At 66.3% G+C, this 26,016-nt stretch carries 27 protein-coding genes; 21 read left to right on the plus strand and 6 right to left on the minus strand.

All coding sequences use genetic code 11. From position 1 onward, the window contains the following. Positions 1–161: 161 nt before the first annotated feature. From EWH10_RS20220 to EWH10_RS20250, 7 genes are all read left to right on the plus strand, one after another. Entirely contained in the window at positions 162–440 is a 279-nt protein-coding gene (locus EWH10_RS20220; RefSeq protein WP_044663174.1) for a hypothetical protein, read from the plus strand. A 20-nt stretch (positions 441–460) separates the two neighbouring features. After that, on the plus strand, positions 461–916 hold the full coding sequence (locus EWH10_RS20225; RefSeq protein WP_025551831.1) for a periplasmic heavy metal sensor: 456 nt from the start codon (positions 461–463) through the stop codon (positions 914–916). After that, on the plus strand, positions 913–1,494 hold the full coding sequence (locus EWH10_RS20230) for an RNA polymerase sigma factor (protein ID WP_025551829.1): 582 nt from the start codon (positions 913–915) through the stop codon (positions 1,492–1,494). The genes EWH10_RS20225 and EWH10_RS20230 overlap by 4 nt, the downstream gene beginning before the upstream one ends. 30 nt (positions 1,495–1,524) lie before the next feature. Continuing rightward, positions 1,525–3,291 carry a copper resistance system multicopper oxidase gene (locus EWH10_RS20235; protein ID WP_065846206.1) on the plus strand — a complete coding sequence of 589 codons (1,767 nt, stop codon included), beginning with the start codon at positions 1,525–1,527 and terminating at the stop codon, positions 3,289–3,291. Further along, entirely contained in the window at positions 3,288–4,202 is a 915-nt protein-coding gene (locus EWH10_RS20240; protein ID WP_044662522.1) for a copper resistance protein B, read from the plus strand. The genes EWH10_RS20235 and EWH10_RS20240 overlap by 4 nt, the downstream gene beginning before the upstream one ends. 77 nt (positions 4,203–4,279) lie before the next feature. Next, entirely contained in the window at positions 4,280–4,468 is a 189-nt protein-coding gene (locus EWH10_RS20245; protein ID WP_025551823.1) for a DUF1328 domain-containing protein, read from the plus strand. Positions 4,469–4,471: 3 nt separating this feature from the next. Then, positions 4,472–4,675 carry a DUF5818 domain-containing protein gene (locus EWH10_RS20250; RefSeq protein WP_044662521.1) on the plus strand — a complete coding sequence of 68 codons (204 nt, stop codon included), beginning with the start codon at positions 4,472–4,474 and terminating at the stop codon, positions 4,673–4,675. Between the two features lie 21 nt (positions 4,676–4,696). Here EWH10_RS20250 and EWH10_RS20255 read toward each other — a convergent pair whose 3' ends face one another. Then, entirely contained in the window at positions 4,697–4,963 is a 267-nt protein-coding gene (locus tag EWH10_RS20255) for a hypothetical protein (RefSeq protein ID WP_044662520.1), read from the minus strand. A 415-nt stretch (positions 4,964–5,378) separates the two neighbouring features. On the opposite strand from EWH10_RS20255, the gene acnA reads away from it, so the two are divergent. The 5 genes from acnA (at position 5,379) to EWH10_RS20280 (ending at position 11,080) form a co-directional block, all read left to right on the plus strand. Then, complete coding sequence (gene acnA, locus EWH10_RS20260; protein WP_025551821.1) at positions 5,379–8,048, plus strand: aconitate hydratase AcnA; 2,670 nt, start codon at positions 5,379–5,381, stop codon at positions 8,046–8,048. 229 nt (positions 8,049–8,277) lie between these two features. Further along, positions 8,278–8,616, plus strand: coding sequence for a hypothetical protein (locus tag EWH10_RS20265; protein ID WP_025551820.1), 339 nt, complete (start codon positions 8,278–8,280; stop codon positions 8,614–8,616). Positions 8,617–8,654: 38 nt separating this feature from the next. Continuing rightward, on the plus strand, positions 8,655–9,320 hold the full coding sequence (locus EWH10_RS20270) for a response regulator transcription factor (RefSeq protein ID WP_044662519.1): 666 nt from the start codon (positions 8,655–8,657) through the stop codon (positions 9,318–9,320). Between the two features lie 102 nt (positions 9,321–9,422). After that, entirely contained in the window at positions 9,423–10,727 is a 1,305-nt protein-coding gene (locus tag EWH10_RS20275) for a sensor histidine kinase (protein WP_044662518.1), read from the plus strand. Beyond that, on the plus strand, positions 10,727–11,080 hold the full coding sequence (locus EWH10_RS20280) for a YbaN family protein (protein ID WP_044662517.1): 354 nt from the start codon (positions 10,727–10,729) through the stop codon (positions 11,078–11,080). Before EWH10_RS20275 ends, EWH10_RS20280 begins: the two co-directional genes overlap by 1 nt. A gap of 226 nt (positions 11,081–11,306) precedes the next feature. Here the strand turns inward: EWH10_RS20280 and EWH10_RS20285 are convergent, their stop codons facing one another. Both EWH10_RS20285 and EWH10_RS20290 read right to left on the minus strand, forming a co-directional pair. Next, complete coding sequence (locus tag EWH10_RS20285) at positions 11,307–12,572, minus strand: DUF445 domain-containing protein (RefSeq protein ID WP_044662516.1); 1,266 nt, start codon at positions 12,570–12,572, stop codon at positions 11,307–11,309. 100 nt (positions 12,573–12,672) lie between these two features. After that, complete coding sequence (locus tag EWH10_RS20290) at positions 12,673–13,413, minus strand: SIMPL domain-containing protein (protein ID WP_044662515.1); 741 nt, start codon at positions 13,411–13,413, stop codon at positions 12,673–12,675. Positions 13,414–13,551: 138 nt separating this feature from the next. Here EWH10_RS20290 and EWH10_RS20295 point away from each other — a divergent pair, with 138 nt between their 5' ends. From EWH10_RS20295 to EWH10_RS20310, 4 genes are read left to right on the plus strand one after another with little or no spacing between them, the layout of a single operon-like run. Continuing rightward, complete coding sequence (locus EWH10_RS20295; protein WP_044662514.1) at positions 13,552–15,330, plus strand: ABC-F family ATP-binding cassette domain-containing protein; 1,779 nt, start codon at positions 13,552–13,554, stop codon at positions 15,328–15,330. Positions 15,331–15,389: 59 nt separating this feature from the next. Continuing rightward, positions 15,390–16,115, plus strand: coding sequence for a VIT1/CCC1 transporter family protein (locus tag EWH10_RS20300; RefSeq protein ID WP_044662513.1), 726 nt, complete (start codon positions 15,390–15,392; stop codon positions 16,113–16,115). Positions 16,116–16,150: 35 nt separating this feature from the next. Beyond that, positions 16,151–16,690 (plus strand): glutathione peroxidase, encoded by a 540-nt coding sequence (locus tag EWH10_RS20305; protein WP_044662512.1) that lies wholly within the window; start codon positions 16,151–16,153, stop codon positions 16,688–16,690. Between the two features lie 16 nt (positions 16,691–16,706). Further along, positions 16,707–17,339 (plus strand): trimeric intracellular cation channel family protein, encoded by a 633-nt coding sequence (locus EWH10_RS20310; RefSeq protein WP_044662511.1) that lies wholly within the window; start codon positions 16,707–16,709, stop codon positions 17,337–17,339. 27 nt (positions 17,340–17,366) lie between these two features. On the opposite strand, the gene EWH10_RS20315 is transcribed toward EWH10_RS20310, so the two are convergent. After that, entirely contained in the window at positions 17,367–17,672 is a 306-nt protein-coding gene (locus EWH10_RS20315; RefSeq protein ID WP_044662510.1) for a hypothetical protein, read from the minus strand. A gap of 131 nt (positions 17,673–17,803) precedes the next feature. On the opposite strand from EWH10_RS20315, the gene EWH10_RS20320 reads away from it, so the two are divergent. The 5 genes from EWH10_RS20320 (at position 17,804) to EWH10_RS20340 (ending at position 21,240) form a co-directional block, all read left to right on the plus strand. Beyond that, positions 17,804–18,145 (plus strand): hypothetical protein, encoded by a 342-nt coding sequence (locus tag EWH10_RS20320; RefSeq protein ID WP_025551401.1) that lies wholly within the window; start codon positions 17,804–17,806, stop codon positions 18,143–18,145. Then, a complete protein-coding gene (locus tag EWH10_RS20325) occupies positions 18,142–18,390 on the plus strand; it encodes a tellurite resistance TerB family protein (RefSeq protein ID WP_044662509.1) in 249 nt (82 codons plus the stop codon). The genes EWH10_RS20320 and EWH10_RS20325 overlap by 4 nt, the downstream gene beginning before the upstream one ends. Positions 18,391–18,508: 118 nt before the next feature. Then, a complete protein-coding gene (locus EWH10_RS20330; protein WP_025551398.1) occupies positions 18,509–19,438 on the plus strand; it encodes a DUF808 domain-containing protein in 930 nt (309 codons plus the stop codon). Between the two features lie 3 nt (positions 19,439–19,441). Further along, entirely contained in the window at positions 19,442–20,818 is a 1,377-nt protein-coding gene (locus tag EWH10_RS20335; RefSeq protein WP_044662508.1) for an MATE family efflux transporter, read from the plus strand. A 101-nt stretch (positions 20,819–20,919) separates the two neighbouring features. Beyond that, positions 20,920–21,240 carry a hypothetical protein gene (locus tag EWH10_RS20340; RefSeq protein ID WP_025551395.1) on the plus strand — a complete coding sequence of 107 codons (321 nt, stop codon included), beginning with the start codon at positions 20,920–20,922 and terminating at the stop codon, positions 21,238–21,240. Positions 21,241–21,396: 156 nt separating this feature from the next. Here EWH10_RS20340 and rnr read toward each other — a convergent pair whose 3' ends face one another. Next, on the minus strand, positions 21,397–23,706 hold the full coding sequence (gene rnr / locus EWH10_RS20345; RefSeq protein ID WP_065846207.1) for a ribonuclease R: 2,310 nt from the start codon (positions 23,704–23,706) through the stop codon (positions 21,397–21,399). Between the two features lie 364 nt (positions 23,707–24,070). After that, positions 24,071–25,972 carry a signal peptide peptidase SppA gene (gene sppA, locus EWH10_RS20350; RefSeq protein ID WP_044662507.1) on the minus strand — a complete coding sequence of 634 codons (1,902 nt, stop codon included), beginning with the start codon at positions 25,970–25,972 and terminating at the stop codon, positions 24,071–24,073. Positions 25,973–26,016: the final 44 nt, after the last annotated feature.

Here is a 26,016-nt window from a genome sequence, read left to right on the forward strand (position 1 = left end):
GCATTGCGCTTTCCGACCCCTCGACCGGAGCGCAGGAATTTTTGCATGAGGGGTCGGTAAGCGCCCTGCGTATTGCAGGCGACAGGACATGGTGTTTGTGGTGATTTCCGGCGTGGCGGATGATGCCCGCCGGCTTGAAGCCGCTATGTGGAGTGAAAGTGATGAGCGACCTCGATCAGCTATTGGGCCAGGTGGCCGCCCAGATGCGGAACGCCCCCGCCGATCCGCGTCTGGAAAGGCTGGAGGACGCGGTGATGGCAGGCGTCGTCTCGCGCCGCGAACGGGCCGTGGCGCGGCGCAGCCTCGCGCTGGCGGGGATCGTCGCGGTCGGCATCGGGTGGATCGGCAGCGTGGTGCCCGGCAGCCCGGCGCAGGCGGCGTCCCGGCCCGCCATCATCGGCATGTCGGATTACGCACCCTCCCGCCTGCTGGGGCAGTGAGTCATGCGGGGGGTAAGGGCATGAGGGGAACCGCACGCTATGGGCTGGTCGCGCTGGTCGCCTTTGCAGCGGCGCTGGCGGCGGTGCTGGTGGCGCGGGCCTGGATCGCGCCGGAACCGCGCGTCGAAAGCGAGGTTCATGCCCTGATCCACCAGAAGCTGGAACTGGATGCGGCGCAGGAACGGCGCATTCACGCGCTGGAGGCTGATTTCGCGAGGCGGCGCGAGGCCATGGAGGCGGAGATGCGCGCCGACAATGCGCGACTGGCGCAGGCGATCGCGGCGGAGCATGGCTATGGCCCGAAAGTGGCCGAGGCCGTCGACCGGTCGCATCACGTCATGGGCATGCTTCAGAAGGAGACGCTGAAGCATATCTTCGCGATGCGCGCCGTGCTGCGGCCGGATCAGGCGGCGCAGTTCGACGCCGCCATCGTCAAGGCGCTGACCCGGCCAGCCCCCGTCCCGCCGGAGCGGTGAGCCCGTCGCTCACCGAACGCGGCGATGCAGAGCTGGCCGCGCTGGCGCTCGCCGGGCAGCAGAGCGCCTATGGCGAGCTGATGCGCCGCCATCGCGACGCCGTGTTCCGTCTGGCGCGGGGACATGCGGGCGATGCGACGGAGGCGCTCGACATCACGCAGGAGACGTTCATCTCCGCCTTCGCCGCGCTTGGCCGCTATGATGGCGCGCGGCCCTTCCGGCTGTGGATCGCGCGGATCGCGGTGAATAAATGCCGTGACTGGGCGCGGCGGCGGGCGGTGCGGCGCTTCTTCACCTTCGCCCGGCCGATCGAGGAAGCAGGCGCCGTGGCGGACGGCATGCCGACGCCGGAGGAGGCTGTCCAGTCCCGGGCGGAGCTGGCGCATATCCATGCAGCCATCGCCGCATTGCCCGGCAATCTCAAGGACGTGCTGGTTCTGCGCGCCATCGAGGGAATGAGCCAGGCGGAGGCGGCGCAGATATTGGGCATCAGCGAGAAAGCCGTCGAAACACGCCTCTACAGGGCGCGCAACAAATTGGCCGAAGGATTGAGGGATGGGGCGACGGGCCGCGTATAGGGGGAAACCGTCCTTATTGCAGAGCTGTCCATGGCCTTCACCCTTCCCGATGTCGATCGCCGCACCCTCGTCCGCAATCTTGGCGGACTGGGCGGCGCGCTGGCGCTGAGCCGGGTTTTCCCCGCCTGGGCGCGGAGCGGAACGGCCGGCCTGACCCCGGCCCCGGCCCCAGCCCCGGAAGTGCTGAGCGGCGAGGCCATCGCCCTGACCGTGGCGGAGGGGCATTTTTCGACCGGCGGGCGTTCGGCGCACGCGGTGATGATCAACGGCACGCTGCCCGCGCCGCTCATCCGCCTCAAGGAAGGGCAGAATGTCCGCCTGTCCGTCACCAACCGGCTGCGGGAGGATACGTCGATCCACTGGCACGGCCTGATCGTGCCCTTCCAGATGGACGGGGTGCCGGGGATCAGCTTTCCCGGCATCCGCCCCGGCGAGACCTTCACCTATGAATTCCCCATCCGGCAGTCCGGCACCTACTGGTATCACAGCCATTCCGGCATGCAGGAGGCCGTCGGCCATTATGGGCCGATCGTGATCGATCCGGCGGGAACCGATCCGGTGGAAGCCACGCGCGAGCATGTCCTCATCCTGTCCGACTGGAGCCCGGTCCACCCGCACGTCCTGCTGAAGCGCCTCAAACAGATGGGCGGCTATTTCAACATGCAGAAGCAGACCTTGGCGGGGCTGCTGGCCGGGAAGGACCAGAACGCGAAGGAGCGCATGGAATGGGGCGCCATGCGGATGGACCCGACCGACATATCCGACATCACCGGATCGACCTACAGCTTTCTGGTGAACGGCCATGGCACGGCGGAGAACTGGACCGGCCTCTTCACGCCGGGCGAGCGGGTGCGGCTGCGCATCATCAATGCGGCGGCCATGACCAACTTCAACCTGCGGCTGCCGGGCCTGCCGATGACGGTGGTGCAGTGCGACGGCCAGCATGTGCAGCCGGTCGAGACCGACGAGTTCCAGATCGGCATCGCGGAAACCTATGATGTGGTGGTGCAGCCCGGGGAAGCGAAGCCCTACGCCCTGATCGCGGAAGCGATAGACCGATCGGGCCTCGTTCGGGCGACCCTGGCGCCGCGCATGGGCCTTGCGGCGGAGGTGCCGCCGCTGCGCGCCCGACCGCTGCTGGGCATGAAGGACATGGGCATGGACATGTCCGGAATGGACATGGGGCAGGGCGGAGTCATCGATCTCAGCCAGCCCGCCAATGAAGGCATGGCCGGCCATTCGATGAAGATGCGCGACAGGTCGGTGGCGCCGCAGGTGAAGATGGGGCCCGGCGTCGCGACGCTCTCGCCCATGCCGGCCGACAGGACCGCCGACCGCCCGACGGGGCTGGAGACCGTCGACCATCGCGTGCTGACCTATGCCGATCTCAAATCGCTGACTCCCCATGCGGACAGGCGTCCGCCGACCCGGACGCTCGACATCCACCTGACCGCGAACATGGAGCGCTATATGTGGTCCTTCGACGGGGTGAAGCTGTCGGATGGGGCGGACCCCATTCCCTTCCGCCATGGGGAGCGGGTGCGCGTCAACCTGATCAACGACACGATGATGCCGCACCCGATCCATCTGCATGGCCATTTCTTCGAACTGGTGACTGGCGCGGGCGACCATAATCCGCTCAAGCACACGGTGAACGTGCTGCCGGGGGGAAAGGTGAGTTTCGACCTTACCGCCGACGCGCTGGGCGATTGGGCCTTTCACTGCCATATGCTGATGCACATGCACACGGGGATGATGCGCGTCGTGACCGTGCGGTACGCGGGGGACGCGGCATGAAGGCGCCGGTTTGCCTGGCCGCGCTGCTGCTCGCTTCCGGCGCCTTGCCGGCCTGGGCGCAGGATCATGGCGGGATGGACCACGGCGCCATGCAGCAGGAGGATCATTCCGACCATCCGCCTGCCGGGGACGCCCATGCCGGTCACGGCCAGCCCGCGCCCGATGACGGCGCGCCCGAGGGGGTAGCCCCTCCCATGCCGTCCGATCATGCCTCGGAAGCCTTTTACAACCCCGCCGAAATGGCGCGCGCCCGTGCCGCCATGCTCAAGGAAAGCGGCGGCATGACCTTCTCCCGGCTGATGCTCGACCGGCTCGAATATCGCATGGGCAGGGGCGCCGACGGCTATCATTGGGAAGGGGAGGGCTGGATAGGCGGCGACATCGACCGTTTCGCCTTCAAGACCGAAGGAGAGGGCGAATTCGGCGGCCCGCTGGAAAGCGCGGAGGTGCAGGCGCTTTACAGCCGCGCCATCGATCCCTGGTTCAACCTGGAAGCCGGCGTCCGCCACGACATTCGCCCCGATCCGCAGCGGACTTATGCGGTGGTGGGGATAGAGGGCCTCGCCCCCTATTGGTTCGAGGTCGGCGCGCAGGCCTTTCTGTCCGACAAGGGCGACGCGCATCTGCGGCTGGAGGGCAGCTACGACCAGCGCATTACCCAGCGCCTGATCCTGCAACCGGCGGTGGAGATCAACCTCGCGGCGCAGGACGTGCCGGAACTCGGCATCGGTTCGGGTCTTTCCGACATCGAGTTGGGATTGCGCCTGCGCTATGAATTCGCGCGTGAATTCGCGCCCTATGTCGGGGTCAACTGGGAACGCAAGCTGGGCGACACCGCCCGCTTCACCCGGCGGGATGGAGAGCGGGCTGCAACGACGAGCCTGGTGATGGGCGTGCGCTTCTGGTTCTGATCGCCTGACCGCGGTCAGGAACCGGCGGTCCCGCCATCCGTTGGAAGGAGCAGGTCTTTCACCGGAAGGAGTGTCGCATGATCCGTCTGGCCATTATTTCGCTCGTGATCGCCGCCGTGCTGGCCATATTGGGCTTCGGCGGCGCGGCGGGCGCCTTCGTGGGTATCGCGAAGTTCCTGTTCGTGCTGGCGATCGCACTGTTCGTCATCTTCCTCGTCCTTGGCCTGATGGCTGGCAAGGGGATCAAGAACGCGATAGACCGATGACCCATGACGGAGATCGGTGCTGGAGTGGATGAAACCGGGCGGCTGGTCCGCGACGAGGCGGGTTTTCTGCTCCAGCGCGATCTGGGCGGCAGTTTCCGCCTGGTGTTGCTGCGGGTGCCCGTCGACCATGTGGAAAAGCGGGTGCGGGTTCAGGGCTATTATGCCGGCGACGGCATAGTGGAGGTGGAGGGGGTGGCCGCGGCCTGACGGCGCGCAGCCCTCCTCCGATCAGGGATTGATCGAGTCGCGCGGATCGCCGGACGCCATGACGTCATGCGTGCTGACGAAACGGGCGCAGGCTCCGAAACCACGGTTGTTCTCCAGGGGCAGGGCGGTTTCGCAATAGGCGCATTCGGCCATCAGCCGGCCGACCATCCACTGGCTGCGGCCGCAACTGGGGCAGTGATTGGCTTCCCCCGGATGATAGTGGATGATGTAACCCCTTAAGGCCGGGTCGAAAGACTTGCCGGTCGCGAGGCTGGAAACTGGGCGCATCGTCTCTTCCTCCTCAGACATATATCTCGGCATCGACGTAAAATTCGGAAATTTCCCCCGAGCTTCACATCAGCATTGATGCAACGACGAACGTCAGAGCGAGCGACCCTTTATCATCTCTGCAAAGCCCGCTCCTTGCACCAGAACGCGGCTGCAACCCAATGTATCCCGCCCCGGAGGACCGCGTCTACAAGAAAGATTATCGAGGACCGTCCCATTTTCGCGCCTTCGCATTTGACTTGAGGCGCGCAGGCGCTATGGCGGCGCGCATCGGGACATATCCGCTTCGGCCGTGAGTTGGGGCGCATCCCGCCACCTTGCCGTCCGGTCTTTTTTCGCCGTCCGGCGAGCCTCTGGTGGAATAGCGTCATCCTGCCTGCTCCTGGCCGGGCAACTGCGAGGAGACGCACGACTCATGACCGCCATCGGACAGGACACACTCGGCACGCGCGACACTTTGAAGGTCGGCGGCAAGGACATCGCCTATTATTCGCTGAAGAAGGCGGCCGCGAAGCTTGGAGACGTTTCGCGCCTGCCCTTCTCGATGAAGGTGCTGCTGGAGAACCTGCTCCGTTTCGAGGACGGCGTCACCGTCACCACCGACGACATCCAGGCGATCGTCGACTGGCAGAATGACAAGGGCAAGGCGGAGCGGGAGATCCAGTATCGCCCCGCCCGCGTGCTGATGCAGGACTTCACTGGCGTCCCCTGCGTGGTCGACCTGGCCGCCATGCGCGACGCGATGACCGCGCTGGGCGCCGACGCCGGCAAGATCAACCCGCAGGTTCCCGTCCACCTCGTCATCGACCACTCGGTCATGGTCGATGAATTCGGCACGCCCAAGGCGTTCGAACAGAATGTGGAAATCGAATATCAGCGCAATATGGAGCGCTACGACTTCCTGAAATGGGGTTCGAAGTCGCTCGCCAACTTCTACGCCGTGCCGCCGGGCACCGGCATCTGCCATCAGGTGAACCTGGAAAATATCGCGCAGGCCGTCTGGTCGAGCGAAGGCCCCGACGGCGTCACCGTCGCCTATCCCGACACCTGCGTCGGCACCGACAGCCACACCACCATGATCAACGGCCTGGGCGTGCTGGGCTGGGGCGTGGGCGGCATCGAGGCTGAGGCCGCGATGCTGGGCCAGCCCGTCTCCATGCTCATTCCCGAAGTCGTCGGCTTCCGCTTCACCGGCGAACTGAAGGAAGGCGTCACCGCCACCGACCTTGTCCTCACCTGCACCCAGATGCTGCGCGCCCGTGGCGTGGTCGGCCGCTTCGTCGAATATTTCGGCCCCGGCCTTGCCACCCTGTCGCTGGCCGACCGTGCGACGCTGGCCAACATGGCGCCGGAATATGGCGCGACCTGCGGCTTTTTCGGCATTGACGACAAGACGCTCGACTATATGCGCCTGACCGGCCGCACCGAAGAGAATATCGCCCTGGTCGAAGCCTATGCCAAGGAGCAGGGCTTCTGGATCGATCCATCGGTCGAACCGGTCTTCACCGACACGCTGGAACTGGACCTCGGCACCGTCGTCCCCAGCCTCGCAGGGCCGAAGCGCCCGCAGGACCGCGTTTCTCTGCCGGAAGTGGACGATGTGTTCAACGCCGACATGGAAAAGGTCTACAAGAAGGCCCAGGCGCGCGTTCCGGTCGAGGGCAAGGATTTCGACATTGGCGACGGCGACGTCACCATCGCCGCGATCACCAGCTGCACCAACACCTCGAACCCCGGCGTCCTGGTCGCCGCGGGCCTCGTCGCCAAGAAGGCGAACGAACTGGGCCTGAAGCCCAAGCCCTGGGTCAAGACCTCGCTGGCGCCTGGCTCGCAGGTGGTCACCGACTATCTGGAAAAGGCAGGGCTCCAGTCGCATCTCGACGCCGTCGGCTTCAACCTCGTCGGCTATGGCTGCACCACCTGCATCGGCAACTCCGGCCCGCTGGCCGAGCCGATCAGCAAGGCGATCAACGAAAACGGCCTGGTCGCCGCCGCCGTCATCTCCGGTAACCGCAATTTCGAGGGCCGCGTGTCGCCCGACGTGCGCGCCAACTTCCTGGCCTCGCCGCCGCTGGTCGTCGCCTATGCGCTGAAGGGCACGGTGGTCGAAGACTTCATCACCACGCCGATCGGGACTGGCAAGGACGGTCAGCAGGTGTTCCTGAAGGACATCTGGCCGACCAACGACGAAGTGGCCTCGACCATGGCGGGCTGCATGGACCGCCAGATGTTCCAGGCGCGCTATGCCAATGTCTACAAGGGCGACGCCCACTGGCAGGCGATCGACGTCACCGGTTCGGACACCTATAGCTGGCGCGCCGGCTCTACCTATGTCGCCAACCCGCCCTATTTCGAGGGCCTGACCATGACCCCGAAGCCGGTCACCGACATCGTGGAGGCCAAGCCGCTGGCGATCTTCGGCGACTCGATCACCACCGACCACATCTCCCCGGCCGGTTCGATCAAGGCGACCAGCCCGGCGGGCAAGTGGCTGCAGGAGCGTCAGGTGGCGCAGGCCGACTTCAACAGCTACGGCGCGCGCCGCGGCCATCACGAGGTCATGATGCGCGGCACCTTCGCCAATATCCGCATCAAGAACCTGATGCTGGACGGCGTCGAGGGCGGCATGACCCGCTATGAAGGCGAAGTCATGCCGATCTACGACGCGGCGATGAAGCACAAGGCCGACGGCACCCCGCTGGTCGTCATCGGCGGCAAGGAATATGGCACCGGTTCGTCGCGCGACTGGGCGGCGAAGGGCACCAACCTGCTGGGCGTGCGCGCCGTCATCGTAGAGAGCTTCGAACGTATCCACCGTTCGAACCTGGTCGGCATGGGCGTGCTGCCGCTCCAGTTCAAGGACGGCCAGAACAAGGACACGTTCGGTCTGACCGGCGACGAAACCTTCACCATCCAGAATGTCGCCGGCCTGAAGCCGCGCCAGGATGTCGAAGTGATCGTGAAGCGCGCGGACGGTTCCACCTTCACCTTCACCGCGCTTTGCCGCATCGATACCGTCAACGAACTGGATTATTTCCTGAACGGCGGCATCCTCCAATATGTGCTGCGCAAGCTCGCCGCCTGACCGGCCAACGCATAAGGATGATGAAAAGGGCTCTCTCCATAAGGAGGGAGCCCTTTTCCTTTGGAGGCAAGGCCGAGATCGCAAGAGCCGCCGCATGGCCGCTTTCAGGTCAATCCCCATCATCGACCGTGTCGGGCTCCTGCGCGGGCAGGGCAGGGTGCGCCCCAGGAAGAGGGCGGCAGGCGGAACGCGCGCTACCCACCCTTCATCGTCATTCACCACCTGTTCAATGGCTCCCGGCTATGCCAAGGTCATGGAAATGAAGCGGTTCAGACTGATAGCAGGCCTGGGGGCCATGGCGGTGCTTTTCGCCGCGAATCCTTCCGCTTATGCCAGCAGCCAGCGCGATGAGCAGGATGCCGCGCGCCGCGCGATGCTGGACGGGCAGGTCATGCCATTTTCCGTCATCAAGCGCCGGGTGGATGCCGCCATGGGCGGCGCCACCTATCTGGGCAGCGAATTCAACCCGTCCACCAATCGATACCGCCTGAAATATGTGAAGGACGGCAAGGTGCTATGGGTTGATGCGGACGGTCGCACGGGCGATATAATCGGCTGGGCGCGCTGACAGGCGCGCGTCGGGCATAACAACAGAAACGGGGCCATATGCGTCTGCTGATCGTCGAAGATGAACCTAGCCTTGGGCAACAGCTCCGCAACACGCTGGAAGGCGCGGGCTATGCCGTGGATCTGGCCGACGATGGCGAGGACGGGCATTTTCTGGGTGCGACCGAAAGCTATGACGCGGTCGTCCTGGATCTCGGCCTGCCCACCATCGACGGCCTTACCGTGCTGGACCGCTGGCGCAAGGAGGGACGCAGCTTCCCGGTGCTGGTGCTGACGGCGCGCGACAGCTGGTCAGACAAGGTGGCCGGGCTGGACGCGGGCGCCGACGATTATCTTGCCAAGCCTTTCCAGAGCGAGGAACTGATCGCCCGCCTGCGCGCGCTGATCCGCCGCGCATCGGGCAATGCGTCGAGCGAACTGACGGCGGGCGACGTAAGGCTGGATACGCGCTCGGGCAAGGTGACGCTGAAGGGCGAGCCGGTGAAGCTCACCGCGCAGGAATATAAGCTGCTGTCCTACCTCCTCCACCACAAGGGCAAGGTGGTGAGCCGCACCGAATTGATCGAGCATATCTACGATCAGGATTTCGACCGCGATTCCAATACGATCGAAGTGTTCGTGACCCGCATCCGCAAGAAGCTGGGCGCGGACGTCATCACGACGATCCGGGGCCTGGGCTACAGCCTGGATGAACCGGGGCGGTAATCGCTCATCTTCCGTTCGGGCTTCGGGCGAACGGAAACAAAGGCTTTTGCGTCTTTGACTGACCAGCCGCAAGTTAGCTCGACCGGATCGCTCAGCCGCCGCATGATCGGCATCGCGGCGCTGTGGATCAGCCTGCTGCTGCTGGGCGGCGGGCTGGCACTGGATCGGGTGCTGTCCGACGCGATCACGCGCAATTTCGACGACGGCATGAACTATGTCCTGACCGCCATGATCGCGTCGGCCGAGATCGGGCCGGACGGAGAGGTGCTGTTCAACCGCGAGCCTGCCGACCAGCGTTTCCTGGAGCCCAATAGCGGCATCTATTACCAGATCAGCGGCAAGGGGCATGAGGATTGGCGGTCGCGTTCGCTGTGGGACCGGGCGCTGAAGGTCAATCCGGAGCATCATGACGACGCCCCGCACATCTATGACAGCAACCAGTTTCCGGGCGAAGACCTGCGCGTGATGGAACGCAGCATCATCCTGCCCGGATCGGACACGCGCTGGATGTTCATGGTGGCGCAGGCGCGCGAGGGACTGGACGCGCAGATCAAGACGCTGCGATCGACCCTGTTCGAGAGCTTTGCCCTGCTGGCGCTGGGGCTGATCGTGCTGGCGACGTTGCAGACCATTTACGGGCTGCGGCCGCTGCGCAAGGTGCGGCATGAAATCGTGCGGATGCGCGCGGGCGAGAAGAATCGCGTGACCGAGCCGATGCCCGCCGAGGTGCTGCCCATGGTCGAGGAACTGAATGCCCTGCTCGCTCATAATGAGCGGCAGGCGGAGGAAGCGCGGACCCATGCGGGCAATCTCGCCCATGCACTCAAGACGCCGCTGACCGTGATCATGAACGCCGCGACCGCGCAATCGCCCGATCTGGGCGATACGGTCATCCGGGAAGCGACGACGATGCGACGGCAGGTCGACCACCATCTGGCGCGGGCGCGCGCGGTCGGACGGCGCGGCGCGGCGCAGAGCCGGGCGGAAGTATGGGCCAGCCTGGATGCGGTGGAAAGGGCCGTCCAGCGGCTCTATCCCGAAGTCCGCATCGACATGGATGGCGACAAGGAAGCCGCCGTGCGGGTCGAACGGCAGGACCTGGACGAGATGCTGGGCAACCTGATCGAGAACGCCGCCAAATATGGCGGGGGCAGCGTGTTCGCGACCGTAGGGCGCAAGGGGGCGATGGTCGAAATCCTGGTGGAGGATGACGGCACGGGCATTCCGCAGGCAGACCGCACGCGCATTTTCGACCGGGGCGTAAGGCTGGATTCGGGGAAGCCGGGAACAGGCCTTGGCCTCGCCATCGTGCGGGACGTCGCGGAAATCTATGGCGGGTCCGTCGCGCTGGAGGAAAGCGACGATCTGGGCGGAGTGCTGGTCCGGCTGCGGCTGCCCGCGGCCTGATGCGGCGGCATCTCTATCTTGCCTGCGGTTTCCTGTCGCTTGGGGTAGGGGCGGTCGGAGCCTTCCTGCCGCTCCTGCCGACAGTGCCGTTCATGATCCTGGCGGCCTTCTGCTTCGCGCGGTCGAGCCCGGCGCTGGAGGCGCGCCTGCTGGAGCACCGCCATTTCGGCCCGCATATCCGGCATTGGCGGGAAAAGGGCGCGATCAGCCGGCGAGGAAAGAAGGCGGCGCTGGCGGCTTTTGCTTTCAGCATGGTGCTGGCGCTCATATTTTCGCCATTTCCGTGGTTCTTGGTCCCTGCGGCGGCCGCTGCGATCGGCGGGACATGGATATGGACGCGGCCCGAAGCTTGAAGCGCGACCTTATCCGCGCAGAAAGCGGGCAGGCCGTTTTTCTTCCCCCGTTCGCCCTGAGCCCGTCAAACCTGTCCTGAGCGCCGGCCTTGCACGCAGTCGAAGGGCGCTTCAGCTCTTCTTGAGAGAGGTCATTTCAGGAGAAAGGCGAAGGGCTTCGACAGGGCTCGCCCCGAACCGTGCTCTTATGTCCGTCCCTGGCCCTCATCCGCCAATCCCGCATTTTCTACAGCAGCGTATCGATGCTATGGATGGCAAGTCCCACCAGCCCGCCCACCAGCGTGCCGTTGACCCGGATATATTGCAGGTCGCGGCCGACCGCATGCTCAAGCCGGCTGGTGACGGTCCCCGCATCCCATCCGCGCACCGTCTCGCTGACCAGCTTGACGATGGCATCGCCATAGGCTGCCGTCGCCCCCACGGCGGCACGCCGCACGAAGCGGTTGATAAGGAACCGTAGCCGCGCGTCCTGTTGCAAGGTCGCGCCAAGCTGATGGAGCGCTTCGCCTAGACGCCCCGCCATCGCCTTGCCGGGATCGCGCACCGCGCGCAACAGCCCGCCGCGCGCCTGTTCCCACAGGCCATCGATCCAGCGCTGCATTGCCGGATTGTCGACAACCTCGTCACGGATGCGCGCCACGCGCGCCTGCATCTCCAGATCGAATTGCAGGTCGGCGGCGAGCTTCGTCAGGCCCTCCTCGGCCTTCAGGCGCAGGCTGTGGGCCGGGTCCTGCGCCATGTCGGCCAGCAGCTTGCGCAGCCCGTCGATGATCGCGTTGGACAGATTTTCGTCAAGGCCGGTCCAGCGCATTATCTTGCCCGACCGGTCATGCACCATCTGCCGGATCAAATGGTCGTTCGCCTCCAGCGTGCGATCCGCCCATAGGATGATGCCGTCCATCACCGGGGCGTGGCGCCCGTCCCGCATCGCGGCTTCCAGCGCTTGCCCGATCAGGGGGGCAAGGTTCATGGCGCGCAGGCGCTGGGCGATGGCGCCCTTCACCATGCCGCCCAGCCGTTCCTGGTCCAGCGCTTCCAATATATCGGCGGCGAGCCGGGACGCGCCCTCGCGCAGCCTGCCGTCGCCGCTGGAGGGACTCGACAGGAAGCGTCCCGCGGCGGCCGCCATGTCCAGCCGCTGCATCCGCCGCGCCACCACGGCGGGCGTAAGGAAATTGTCGCGCAGGAACAAAGCGAGCGTATCCCCGATTCGATCCTTGTTGCGCGGGATGATCGCGGTATGCGGGATCGGCAGGCCCAGCGGGTGGCGGAACAGGGCCGTGACGGCGAACCAGTCGGCCAGTCCGCCGACCATCGCCGCCTCGGCAAAGGCCTGGACGAAGCCGATGGCGGGGTGGAGGTGCGCCGTCGCCCGCGCCGCCAGGAACAGCGCCGCCATGACCAGCAGCATGCCCGTCGCCACCGTCCGCATGCGCCGCGCCGGATGGACAGGGCTGGCGACGGCGGGCCGGGGCGGAGCAAGCATCTTCATGACCAGCTAACGGTTACGCCGCCGTTTCGTTCAGGCAAGCGCTTCTTTTCCGGGGAAGGGGATGGACGGCCGGCAATTGGCCGAAGGGCGCCCCGCCACCTTATCTTTCCAGCGCATATTGCACCGTCAGCGTCACCGAGGACCCAACCTGTCCCGGCTCCACCGGCGTCGCAGGCGCTGAGTCCGCCTTGAACCGGGCCGCTGCCATCACCAGCATGGGCGGCTGCCCGCCGCTGTTGCTCTCCGCCAGCGAGACGAGCCTTGCCGAGCGATAACCTGCCGCCTGGGCATAGAAATCGGCCTGCGCCCTGGCGGTCTTCAACGCCGCCGCCCGGGCCTGCGCCAGCATCGGCGCGGGATCGCTGATCGAGAAGCTCGGCCCGTTCACATTGGTCGCTCCGGCCTCCACCATCGTGTCGAGCAGGGTTCCCACCTTCCTGATGTCGCGCAGCTTCACCGATAGCTGGTTCGAAGCCTCATAGCCGATGAAACGCGGCCCGGCGGGCTGGCCGTCGCGGTTGCTATAGTCATATTGCGCGCTCAGATTGATGCCGCTGGTCTGGATGTCCTTCTTCGGAATGCCCGCCTTCACCAGCGCGGCGACCAGCCTGTCCATCTGCACCGCATTGTCGCGCATCGCCTGCGCGGCGGTCTGGGCGCGCGTCTGGACCCCGGTACCCACCGTCGCCATATCGGGCGCCGCCTCCACGGTCTCGGTGACGTTCAACGTCACGACCGGCGCGGTTTCTGCGATGGTCACGCTGGTCTGCGCAGCGGCCGCGACGGGCAGGGCGGCGGCGGCAACGACAGCGGATGCCATCAGGGCGAACGTGGATTTCACAGGGCTTTCTCCTCAAGAAGCGATGCAGCGACATTGTGACGGCTGCGATGAATGGACGCTGACATGCGTTGAAAGCCGTCAGACAGCTTCCGGTTCCCCCCCTTGCCCCAGGCGCGCCAAAGCCCTAGCTGCACGGCCATGGCGGCTCCCATTCTCTCCTTCGAAAATCTTGGCCTGTCCCAGGGCACCCATTGGCTTTTCCGCAATCTCGACATTTTCGTCGGGGATCGGGATCGGCTGGCGCTGATCGGCCGCAACGGCGCGGGAAAGACCACGCTGCTGAAACTGATCGCCGGCCAGATCGAACCGGACGAGGGCACGCGCTCCGTCCGTCCGGGCGCCCGCGTCATCATGCTGGAGCAGGACCCTGACGTTTCCGGCTTCGCCACGCTGCGCGACTTCGCGCTGGCGGGCCAGTTCGCGCCGCCCGCGCATGAGGTGGACGCCATCGCCAGCCAGCTCGGTACGGACCTCAACCGAGAGGCCGCGACCGCTTCGGGAGGCGAACGCCGCCGCGCCGCCATCGCCCGCGCCCTCGCCAGCGAACCCGATCTGCTGCTGCTGGACGAACCGACCAACCATCTCGACATCGACGCCATCGACTGGCTGGAGGGCTGGCTCGGCCGCTATAATGGCGCGTTCATCGTCATCAGCCACGACCGCGCCTTCCTGACGCGCCTCACGCGCCAGACGCTGTGGCTGGACCGTGGCGGCATCCGCCGCAACGAGATCGGCTTCGGGGGTTTCGAGCAGTGGATGGAAGCGGTCTATGCCGAGGAAGCCCGCGCCGCAGAGAAGCTCGACGCCCGGCTCAAGATCGAGGCGCACTGGCTGGAACGCGGCGTCACCGCCCGGCGCAAGCGCAACCAGGGCCGCCTTGCCAAGCTCCACGAAATGCGGGCCCAGCGCGCCGCCATGGTGGGACCGCAGGGTGTCGCGAAAATCGCCGTCGCCAGCGACGACAACAAGACGAAAAGCGTCATCACCGCTGAGCATGTCACGAAGAATTTCGGCGACCGCACCGTCATCAGGGATTTCTCGCTGCGCATCCAGCGCGGCGACCGGATCGGCATCGTCGGCGGCAATGGCGCGGGCAAGACCACGCTCCTCAAACTGCTGACCGGTGAACTCGCGCCCGACAGCGGACAGGTCCGTCAGGCCAAATCGCTCGACATGATCTTCATCGACCAGCAGCGCAGCCTGATGCAGGCCGACAGGCGCGTGCGCGACGTTCTGGCCGAAGGCGGCGACTGGATCGACGTGCGCGGCACGCGCAAGCATGTCCATGGCTATCTGAAGGAATTCCTCTTCGACCCCTCGCTGGCGGAGGCGCGCGTCGGCACCCTGTCGGGCGGCGAGCGCTCACGGCTGCTGTTCGCCCGCGAATTCGCCCGCGAATCGAACCTGCTGGTGCTGGACGAACCGACCAACGACCTGGACCTCGAAACGCTCGACCTGCTTCAGGAAGTCATTGCCGATTATGAGGGCACCGTCCTGATCGTCAGCCACGACCGCGACTTCCTCGACCGCACGGTGACGGTCACGCTTGGCTTGGACGGCTCCGGCACCGTCGACGTGATCGTTGGCGGCTATGCGGACTGGGCCGCCAAGCGCCAGCCGAAGAACGCGCCCAGGCAAGAGAAGAAGGCTGCGGCGCCGCCCCCGCCGAAAAGCGCGTCGACCAAGCTCAGCTACAAGGACCAGCGCGATTTCGACCTGCTGCCCAAGCGGATAGAGGAGATGGAGGCGGCCATTGCCCGCGATGAGCAAGCGCTGGCCGATCCCGATCTCTACAGCCGCGATCCCGGCAGGTTCGACCTGCTCAGCAAGGCGATCGAAAAGGCTCGCGCCGAAAAGGAAGCCGCAGAGGAACGCTGGCTGGAACTGGCGGAAAAGGCGGAAGGGCTGGGTACCTAGAATGCCTTGCGCCATCCTCCTCATCTGGTAGCCAGATAGCGGAAAAAGGGGACAGGCGCATGGAACAATCCGCGACGATGCAGGACAATGACATGATCGACGGCCATCATGCGGTCCATTATGTCAACCGCGTCGGCTGGCTGCGCGCGGCCGTTCTCGGCGCCAATGACGGCATCGTCTCCACCGCCAGCCTGCTCACCGGCATCGCTGCGTCGGGGGCGTCGCGGGATACCATCCTTCTGTCGGGCATCGCCGCGCTGGTGGCGGGCGCCATGTCGATGGCCGCGGGCGAATATGTGTCCGTCAGCGCCCAGTCCGATACGGAACGCGCCGATCTGGCCAAGGAAAAGAAGGCGCTCGCCCAACAGCCCCATGTGGAATGGGAGGAATTGCGCGACATCTACGTCGATCGCGGCCTGACGGCTGACCTCGCGGGCCAGGTGGCGACGCAGTTGATGAATGTCGACGCGCTCGCCGCCCATGCGCGGGACGAACTGGGCATTTCCGACATCAGCACCGCGCGGCCCGTCCAGGCGGCGCTGACCTCCGCCGCGACCTTCTCCGCAGGCGCGGTCGCCCCTGTGCTGGCCGCCGTCGCCAATCCGTCGCACGCCATCGCGGCCGTCGCCGTCACGTCGCTGCTGTGCCTTGCGGTGCTTGGCTATGTCGGCGCCCGCCTGGGTGGCGGCGGGGTAGCGCGGGCGGTGGCTCGCGTCGTCTTCTGGGGCGTTTTCGCGATGCTTGCGACCTCCGGGGTAGGCAAGCTCTTCGGCGCCGCCATATGATGGGGGAAGCCGTCCATTCGCAAGGAGAGCATGCCATGATCCAGCAAATCCCGCTCAAGACCATCAAGGGTGCCGACGCCAGCCTGGCCGACTATGCGGGCAAGGTGGTTCTGGTGGTCAACGTCGCCTCCCGATGCGGCCTGACTCCGCAATATGAGGGGCTGGAAAAGCTCTATCGCGACTATAGGGACAAGGGGCTGGTCGTCGCCGGCTTCCCCGCCAATGACTTCGGTGCGCAGGAACCGGGCAGCAATGAAGAGATCGCGACCTTCTGCACGACCAATTTCGGCGTCGATTTCCCGATGTTCGAGAAGATCGTCGTCACCGGGCCGGAAAAGCACCCGCTCTACGCAGCGCTGACCGGCGCGCAGCCGAGTTCGCAGGGGGAGGGGGCCGAGTTCCGCGAAAAGCTGATCGGCTATGGCATCACGCCCAATCCCGAACCCGAAGTGCTCTGGAATTTCGAGAAGTTCCTGATCGCGAAGGATGGCAGCGTGGCCGCCCGCTTCGCGCCCTCGACCGCGCCCGACGATGCCGGGCTTATCGCGGCCATAGAGGCGGAACTGGCGAAATAGCGCCCAGCGCCGCCCCATGAACCAGACGCTGCTGCCGCAAATCGGCCCGGTGCTGGAGACGCTCGGCATCGTCGGCACCTTCGTCTTCGCCGCGTCCGGGGCGCTGGCGGCCGCGCGCCTGCGCCAGACGCTCGTCACCTTCGCCTTCTTCGCGCTGGTGACGGGGGTAGGGGGCGGGACTGTCCGAGACCTGCTGATCGGCGCGCCGGTCTTCTGGGTCCGCGACGCCGTGCCCGCCATCGCCTGCATGATGGCGGCGCTGCTCGTCTGGTTCACCCCGCGCCGTTTGTGGAGCGACAGCGCTCTCGACTGGCTGGATGCGGTGGGGCTCGCCGCCTTCGCCGTCTATGGCGCGGCCAAGGCGATGAGCTATGGCGTGCCGCCGCTGGTGGCGGCGATGATGGGCGTCGTCACCGGCTGCGTCGGCGGCATCATGCGCGACCTGCTGGCGGGGGAGCCGTCCATATTGTTGCGGCCGGAACTGTACGTGACGGCGGCGGCGCTCGCGGCGGGCCTGTTCGTCGTCCTGCGCTGGATCGGGCTGGACGTCCCCGTCGCGGGCGTCATCGCCGCGCTGCTCGGTTTCCTGCTGCGGGCCGTCGCGATGCGGAAAGGGCTCGGGCTGCCGCACTACCAGACGGAAGACTGAACCGGCGTCCGCGGATAGCGTCCGCCATCACCCATGCGCCTTTTTCCGCCGGGTTTCCCAACCCTTTCTGGCGGCGGCGGACCGATCGGCGGCCGGACGCCGGGCTGACGCCGCGCCGCCCTCCTTCCCGCCCTTGCGCGAGGAGGCATGGCTGTCCGGCTTGCCCCGGCCGGAGCCGGATTTGTTGCCGCCGCCCGATTCCTTGTTGACGGTCGCCCAGGCGCGCCGTTCCGCTTCCTTGCGGGACACGCCGCGATCCTCATAACCCTGCTCGATATGCTCCGCCTTGCGCTTCTGCTTGTCGGTGTAGCTGCTCTTGTCGCCCTGGGGCATGATCGTCTCCTTTTCCTTGCATTCCAGGCTAACGATCGAACTGGCGGGCCGTTCACATCGCTGCACAGGCGTTACGACGCGGGAACCGAACGACGGGGGAACAGGGCGGTCCGGCCCGCGTTCACCAGCGCATGGAGCAGCGCATTCTTCTCGAACGGCTGGCGCGGCATCTGGCCGCCGGCAATCCCGACCTGGGTCCGGATCGCTGGCAGGAACAGGTGGAAACCGCGGCAGGCCTGCTCGCCATCATCAAGGACCCTGACGATGCCATGCGGCAGGCGGGTGACGAACGGGTCTGGCAGGCGATGATCGACGCCGCGCTGCGCCAGCGCTGGGCCGTCGCCTCCGCGCCGTCCGTGGAACCGCCGGGCGGCACCGACGAGGAAGGCGACATCCCGCTGACGCCGGACACCGTCAGCGGCAACCGGGCCGAATGGGTCCATCTGCACCAAGCACAGGAGAAGCCGAAATGAAGGGGTTGTTGAAACTCGCATTCCTCACCGGACTGGGCGCCGTGGCGTGGAGGGGATGGAAGGAGTGGCAGGCGCAGCGCGACGCGGGCGACTATCGCGGGACCGGCTTCTCCTCCGGCCCGGTGCGCGATGCCGGGCCGGACGAGCAGCATATCGACGCGCGCGAATGGGACATGGTGGACGAGCAGGTCGATGAAAGCTTCCCTGCCAGCGACCCGCCGGGCAATTATCGCGGCCTGCATTGAGCCGCCGGCTCGCCCCCTTATCGATCCGATCGCTTCCCAATCCATTGCACCGCTTGCGCCCCGCCTCTATTGAGGCGGCTGCCGGTCCCATGCCGGGGCCAACAGGGGAATAATATCAATGCCTTCGGGTCTGATCGCGCTGCTCGACGACGTGGCGGGGATTGCCAAGCTTACCGCCAGTTCGCTGGACGATGTCGCCGCCGCCGCGGGCAAGGCGGGCTCGAAGGCGGCGGGCGTCGTGATCGACGACACCGCCGTCACGCCGCGCTATGTCATGGGCCTGACGCCGGACCGCGAACTCCCCATCATCTGGAAGATCGCCAAGGGATCGCTGCGCAACAAGCTGCTGTTCCTGCTCCCTGCCGCGCTGGTTCTGAGCGCCCTCGCACCCTGGCTTCTGCCCCCCTTGCTGATGCTGGGCGGCGCCTTTCTCTGTTTCGAAGCGGCCGAAAAGCTGCTGGAGGCAGTGCAGGGCGGCCATGATCTGGCGGAGGAGGCGCTGGAAACGCACAGTTCGAAGGAGCTGGAGGACCAGAAGGTCTCCGGCGCGATCCGCACCGACTTCATCCTCTCGGGCGAGATCATGGCGATCGCGCTCGGCACCGTGGCGGCGGAACCGATCTGGGAGCAGGCGATCGTCCTGATCGTCGTCGCCTTCCTGATCACCGCCGGCGTCTATGGCGTCGTCGGCTTCATCGTGAAGATGGACGATATCGGCCTGCATCTGGCGGAACGGCGTTCGGCCGGCGCACGGGTGCTGGGCCGGGCGATGGTGAAGGCCATGCCGGTGCTGATGCGGATATTGGGCGTCGTCGGCACGGCGGCCATGCTCTGGGTCGGCGGGGGCCTGATCGTCCACGGGCTGCACGAATTTCACTGGGATCTCATCCCCGGCGCCATCCATCATGTCGCGGAAGCGGCGGGCCGGGGGCTGCCCGCCATCGCGCCGGCGGTGGAATGGGTCGTGAACGCGGCGGGCGCGGCTATCGTCGGGCTGGTCGTCGGCGGCATCGTCGTGGCGGTGCTGCACCTCTTTAAAAAGCACTGATCGATGCGTTCACCCTGGCGTCTGGAGGCCGGGGCGCTGACCGCGCTCGCGCTGCCGATGATCGCGGGCAATATCGCCTGGGCCGGCATCGCGGCGACCGACCTGCTGCTGCTGGGCCGGCTCGGCGCGGGCGCGGTGGCTTCGGGGGCGCTGGCGATCAACCTGTTCAACGCGCTGCTGATCTTCGGCATGGGGCTTGTCACTGCCGCCGCGCCGCTGATCGCCACGGAACGGGGGCGTCGGCGGCATTCGGTGCGCGACGTCAGGCGGACGGTGCACCAGACGCTGCGCGCGGCGACCCTGTTCGTACTGCCCGCCTGGGCGCTGCTCTGGGAAAGCGAATCCATCCTGCTGCTTATGGAGCAGGAGGCGGACCTGGCGGCGCAGGCGGGCGAACTGATGCGCGGCCTGCAATGGGCGCTGCTGCCCTTTCTGGGCTTCACCACGCTGCGCAACTTCATTTCCGCGCTGGAACGGCCGGTCTGGGGCCTGATCATCATGGTCTGCGCCATCCCGTTCAACCTGCTGGCGGGCTGGACCCTGATCTTCGGGCATCTGGGTTTTCCCGCGCTGGGGATTTTCGGCGCGGGCATCGCCAGCACGCTGTCCTCCTCCTTCCTGTTCCTCGGGCTGCTGTCGGTCATCCTGATCGACCGGCGGTTCCGTCGCTATCGCCTGCTGGGGCGATTCTGGACCCATGATCGCGAACGGCACCGGGCCGTCTGGGCGCTGGGCCTGCCGATCGCGATCACCCTGGGGCTGGAAACCACCGTGTTCAACGCCTCCGCCTTCCTGATGGGGCTGATCGACCGCGACTCGCTGGCGGCGCACGCCGTCGCGATTCAGATCGCCGCGCTCGTCTTCATGGTGCCGATGGGCATCGGCCAGGCGGCGACCGTGCGCGTGGGTCTCGCCTATGGAAAGGGCGATCTGGCAGCGGTCGGCCGTGCGGGCTGGCTGGCGCTGGCGATCGGGACCGGATTCGCGCTGATCGCCGCGACGATGCTCATCGCCTTTCCGCGCATGCTGATCTCCGCTTTCCTGAACCTTGCCGATCCCGCCAATGCGCGGACCGCGATGCTGGCGGTCGGTTTCCTGGGCGTCGCGGCGCTGTTCCAGTTGGTGGACGCCGCGCAGGCGGTGGGGGCAGGGGTATTGAGGGGCATACAGGATACCCGCGTGCCGATGATCTTCGCCCTGATCGGCTATTGGGTGATCGGCATCGGAATCGGCATCGTCCTGGCCTTTCCGCTGGGGTTGCAGGGCCTTGGCATCTGGCTGGGACTCGCGAGCGGGCTGGGCGTCGTCGCGCTGCTGCTGGTGGCGCGCTGGGCCTTGCGTGAGCGGCTGCATCTTCTATCGCGCAGGCGAAACGCCTGAATCCATTTGTCGCGGGCATGGGCCGGGTTGCGTCGCCGTGCGATGGTGCGACGCACAAAGCAATTGAACCGGCGCGTCAAATCGGTAATGAAAAACGCATTATGAACGCTCCTACCATGTTCTTCGAGGCGATAGCGCTTCAGAAATGTCTGATGGCGACCTACAACAAGATGGTCGTGAAGCTCGCGCCGCACATCCTCTACACGCGCCATGACGAAATGTTCATCGACGCGGTGACGATAGAGCGCGACGGCCGCCCGCCGCGGGAGCTGAAGCTCGGCACCTTCAAGCTGGCGGGACTGAACGACGTCAGCCTGGTCGATGAAAAGTTCGAGGCGATGCACGGCCTCTATGATCAGGGCGACAGCAAATATAAGGGCGTGACCCTGTTCGCGGTCGAGCCGGAGAGCGCGGCAGCCTGAAACCGCATTGACGGTTGAAGAGGAAAAAGGGGCGGTCCTGCGGGGCCGCCCTTTTTCGTTCACGGTGACGCCGTGGAGGTTGCAGCGCCATCTGCTCCTGCAAGGACAGGAACTCGCGTCAACCTGCGCCGTGGAAGCTTCATCGCAAAGGGGCTCTCACCGCCGATGCTTGCCCCGCTTCGATCCGATGTGGCGGATATTGGTCGGCCGCCCGCGCCTGACGCTGCCGGGCCGCACGCGGTCCTTCTTGAAGCTCGGCCGCTGGGGCAGGGCGTCGGGCAGTTCGAAGCGCAACGAGCCGTTGATCGGGTCCGCTTCGGCCAGCCGCAATTGCAGCCGCTGCCCGACCGTATAGCGGTCCCCGCTCTCCACGCCTTCCAGCGCCCGCCCGGCTTCGTCGAAGAAGAAACGCTCGTCGCCCAGCGTCGACACCGGCACCAGCCCGTCGACGCCCAGCCCCTCGACCGTGGCGAAGAAGCCGAAGCTCTGCACCCCGGTGATCCGCGCCTCCACCAGATCGCCCACATGCGCCGCCAGGAACGCCGCGACATAGCGGTCGATGGTCTCCCGCTCCGCCTCCATGGCGCGGCGCTCATGCTGGCTGATCATCTCGCCCACGCGGCCCATATTCTCCATATCCTCGCCGCTCAGCGATGATCGGTCGGGAATATCCCCCTTGGGCGCCGGCAGTTCCAGCCCATAGGCGCCCACCAGCGCCCGATGCACCAGCAGGTCCGCATAGCGCCGGATCGGCGACGTGAAATGCGCATAGGACCCCAGCGCCAGCCCGAAATGCCCCATATTGGACGGCGCATAATAGGCCTGTGTCTGGCTGCGCAGGATCTGCTCCATGATCTGGGGCTTCTCCTCCGCTTCCCCGATCCGCGCGATCAGCCGGTTGAAGGTGGCGGGCTTCACCACCTGCCCCAGGGCGAATTCGATGTCGAAGGTCGCCAGATAATCCTTCAGCGCCACCAGCTTGTCCCGACTCGGCGGCTCATGGACACGGTACATGACCGGCGCCTTCTTGGCCTCCAGCGCCTTTGCCGCCGCGACATTGGCGGCGATCATATAATCCTCGATCAGCATATGCGCGTCCAGCCGCTCGCGCACCGCCACGCTGACGATCTTGCCATATTCGTCCAGCACCACCCGCCGCTCCGGCAGGTCCAGCGCCAGCGGCTCCCGCTTGTCCCGCGCCTTGCGCAGCAGCGCCCAGCAGGCCCAGAGGGGCTTTAATGCCGGTTCCAACAGGTCGAGGGGCTTTTCGCCGTCGATTGCCGCCTGCGCATCCTCATAGGCCAGCACCGCCGCCACCCGGATCACCGCGCGGGAAAAGCGCCAGCTCTTCACCTTGCCCGCCGCATCCAGCACGAGGTGACAGGCCATGGCCGCACGATCCTCGCCCGCCCGCAGCGAACACATGTCGGAAGAAAGCTGGTGGGGCAGCATCGGCACGACCAGATCGGGGAAATAGACGCTGTTCCCGCGCTTCCTCGCCTCGCGGTCCAGCGCGCTGCCCGGACGCACATAATAGCTGACGTCCGCGATCGCGACGATCGCCTTGTAGCCGCCCTCATTGGCCGGATCATCATCCGGCGCGGCCCAGACCGCATCGTCATGGTCCCGCGCATCGACCGGATCGATGGCGACGATGGGCAGGTGCCGCAAATCCTCCCGCTTCTCCTCATGCAAGGCGAGGCTGGAAGCCGTCACCGCCTCCTCCTCGACCCGCTCGGAAAAGACGTGGGGAATGCCATGCTTGTGGATGGCGATCAGGCTGAAACTGCGCGGCGCGAAGGGATCGCCCAATATGTCCGTCACCCGCGCCGTGATCCGGGGCGGGCGCCCCACCGGCTCGGCCAGCACCAGATCGCCCTTCTTCGCCGTGCCGGCGTCCGAAATCGGGGTGTCCCGCCGGATGCGCTTGTCGACCGGGCGCAGCCACAACTTGCCGCCATCCGCTTCCTCGACCACGCCCAGCAATTCCTCGCTCGCCTTGGCAAGCTTCTTCATCGGATGCGCGACCCAGCCGCGCCCCGCTTCCTCCGTCCGCGCCAATATGCGGTCGCCGATCGTCAGCGCGCCGCGCTTGCCCCGCTCCATGACGCGCAGCCGGGGCGCGGGCTGTCCCTCCGCCTCCCAGCGTTCCGGCGTGGCGATCAGGGTGGTGTCGTCGACATCCACGATCCGCAGCACCGTGACCTTGGGCACGCCGCCCATCTTGTGGAAGGCCCGCGCCGGGCCGATGTCGATCAGCCCTTCGTCCGCCATGTCCTTGAGCAGCGCCTTGAGCGCGATCTTCTCCTGCCCCTTGAGACCGAAGGCCTTCGCGATCTCCCGCTTTCCGGCCGGCTGGTCGGACGTGGCGATGAAATCCATCACCTGCTCGCGCGTCGGGAAACCTGCGGGCCGCACCTTGGTCCGGGCGGAGTCGGATTTCTTCTTCTTTTCGGTGGATGCCATGGACCAGCTATAGGGAGAGGGGCTCCCCCGCGCCAGTGTTCCATGGCGGAGGGTCGATGCGAAAAGATAGCGGCTGCAGGGAAGGGCCTTTGTGGCGTCTGGGCTGGGTGAATAAGCGGACACCCATTTTATCCCTCTCCCTCGAGGGAGAGGGCTGCGCAGACTTGGCAGCTTGCTGCCTAGTCGTAGCTGGGTGAGGGGGTTGCGATCCAACGGATCGCGCGGGCCGCAGGCCCGCCCCTTCCTCATCCAACCCCGCCCACGCTCCTTCGCCGCCAGGGCTTCCCATCCCCCTCCCTCAAGGAAGAAAGGAATGTCCTGCACTGCCCATCAATCCCCATGCCACATCAAGCAGCACCGCACATCACCGCCACAGCCCAAGCAGCAGCGCCACCATCCCCCGGTCATCCGCCGCCGTCGCCACCCGCGGCGCGCCATAGCCCCGGCACTCCAGGCAATCGGCCCGCACGCCCGCGCCGCTCACCAGCGCGCGCACATCGGCGACGGCCTGCAAAGCCCAGTTCCGCTGCACGATCGCCTGCCGCCCGAGCAGGTCGCGCCCGACCATGGCTGACGGGGCCCCGGCATCGTCCTCATCCTCCCGATCCATGACCGACTGGACGAATTCGGCGAACTTGTCCGGTTCCTTGGCAATGCGATAGGGCCTGGCCTTGGCCGGATCGATCTTCGCCAGCCTCGCCGCTTCGGCAATCGCCTCTTCCAGCCCGCCGAAGCGATCCACCAGGCCGATCTGCCGCGCCGTGCCGCCGTCCCAGACGCGGCCCTGCGCAATGGCATCGATCTGCTGGGGGGTCTTGCGGCGCGATTGCGCGACCAGCCCGACGAATCGGCCGTAAATATCCTCGACCCCCATCTGCATGATCCGGTCGAACTCCGGCGTGGTGCCCCCGGCAATGTCCGGCTGGCCCGACAGCGGCGTCGTCTTCACGCCGTCGGTGGTGACGCCCATCTTCGCCAGAGTGCCCTCGAAGCTGGGTATGATGCCGAACACGCCGATCGAACCGGTGATCGTATCCGGCTCCGCGAAGATCACATCGGCCGGCGTCGACACCCAATAGCCGCCGCTGGCCGCCACATTGCCCATGGACACCACCACCGGCAGACCTTCGGACTTCGCTTCCATGATGGCGCTGCGGATCTTCTCCGACGCCATCACCGATCCGCCCGGCGAATCGACCCGGACCACCAGCGCCTTCAGGTCCTTGTCCGCCAACGCCTTGCGCAGCAGCGCCGAAATCGTGTCGCCCGCCGCCGTGCCCGGCCCGGCCTCGCCATCGACGATGTCGCCCGCAATGGTCAGCACGCCGATCTCGCCGTCATTGGCGGGCTTGTGCGCCCTCATATAGTTTTTAAGATCGATGGCGGCGAAATTCCCGGCCCTGTCGTCCGGCGCATCGCCCGCAACCTCTGCCACCCGCGCGCCGAAGGCGGCTTCGTCGCCCACCCGGTCGACCAGCCCGGCGCCCAAGGCCGCCTTCGCCAGATTGCCGCCAGCCGCCTCCGCCAGAGCCGCCGGATTGCCGACATAGGCCGCCAGCCGCGCCCTGGGCCGCGCCTTGGCCACTTCCTGCCGCCAATCCTCCCACAGCGCATCGGCGAGCGCCTGATTGGCCTGCTTCGCTTCCGGCGACTGGCCGGTCCGCGTGAAGGGCTCGACGAAGCTCTTGTAGGTGCCGACGCGATAGACATGGGTGTTGACCCCCAGCTTGTCGATCAGCCCCTTGTAATAAAGCCCCGATCCGCCGCGCCCGGTGATCGCCACGCCGCCCAGCGGGTCCACCCAGCTTTCGCTCGCATGCGCGGCCAGTTGATAGCTGTCGTCGCTATAGATGGCCGCATAGGCGAAGACCGGCTTCTTCGCCGCGCGCACTGCGTCCAGCGCCTTGCCCACCCGCGCCAGCGCCACCTGACCGCCGCCCATGAAACCGTCCAGGTTCAGCACGACGGCCTTCACCTTCCTGTCGTCCCTGGCGGCATCCAGCGCGGCAACGATGTCGGCCAGCCCATATTCCTTCGCCCGGTCGCTCCCGCCCGACAGCAGCGCCATCGGATCGATTTCCGACGGCTGTTCGACGATGGTCCCGTTCAGTTTCAGCAGCAGCGCGCCGCTGCCGACGCTCTGCGCTGGCTTGGGCGACCAGGACAGGGCGGCATAGAGCGCCCCGAAGAACATCAGCAGGAACAACAGCACCAGCCCGTCCTTGATGGCCACCAATATGCGCCACACGCCCTTCACAAATGCCAAGTTGCCGGTTCCTTCCTTCAGCTTCTGCGTGGGCTATCCCATCG

Origin of the sequence: Sphingobium fuliginis, assembly GCF_004152845.1 — a bacterium.
GTDB classification, from domain to species: domain Bacteria; phylum Pseudomonadota; class Alphaproteobacteria; order Sphingomonadales; family Sphingomonadaceae; genus Sphingobium; species Sphingobium fuliginis.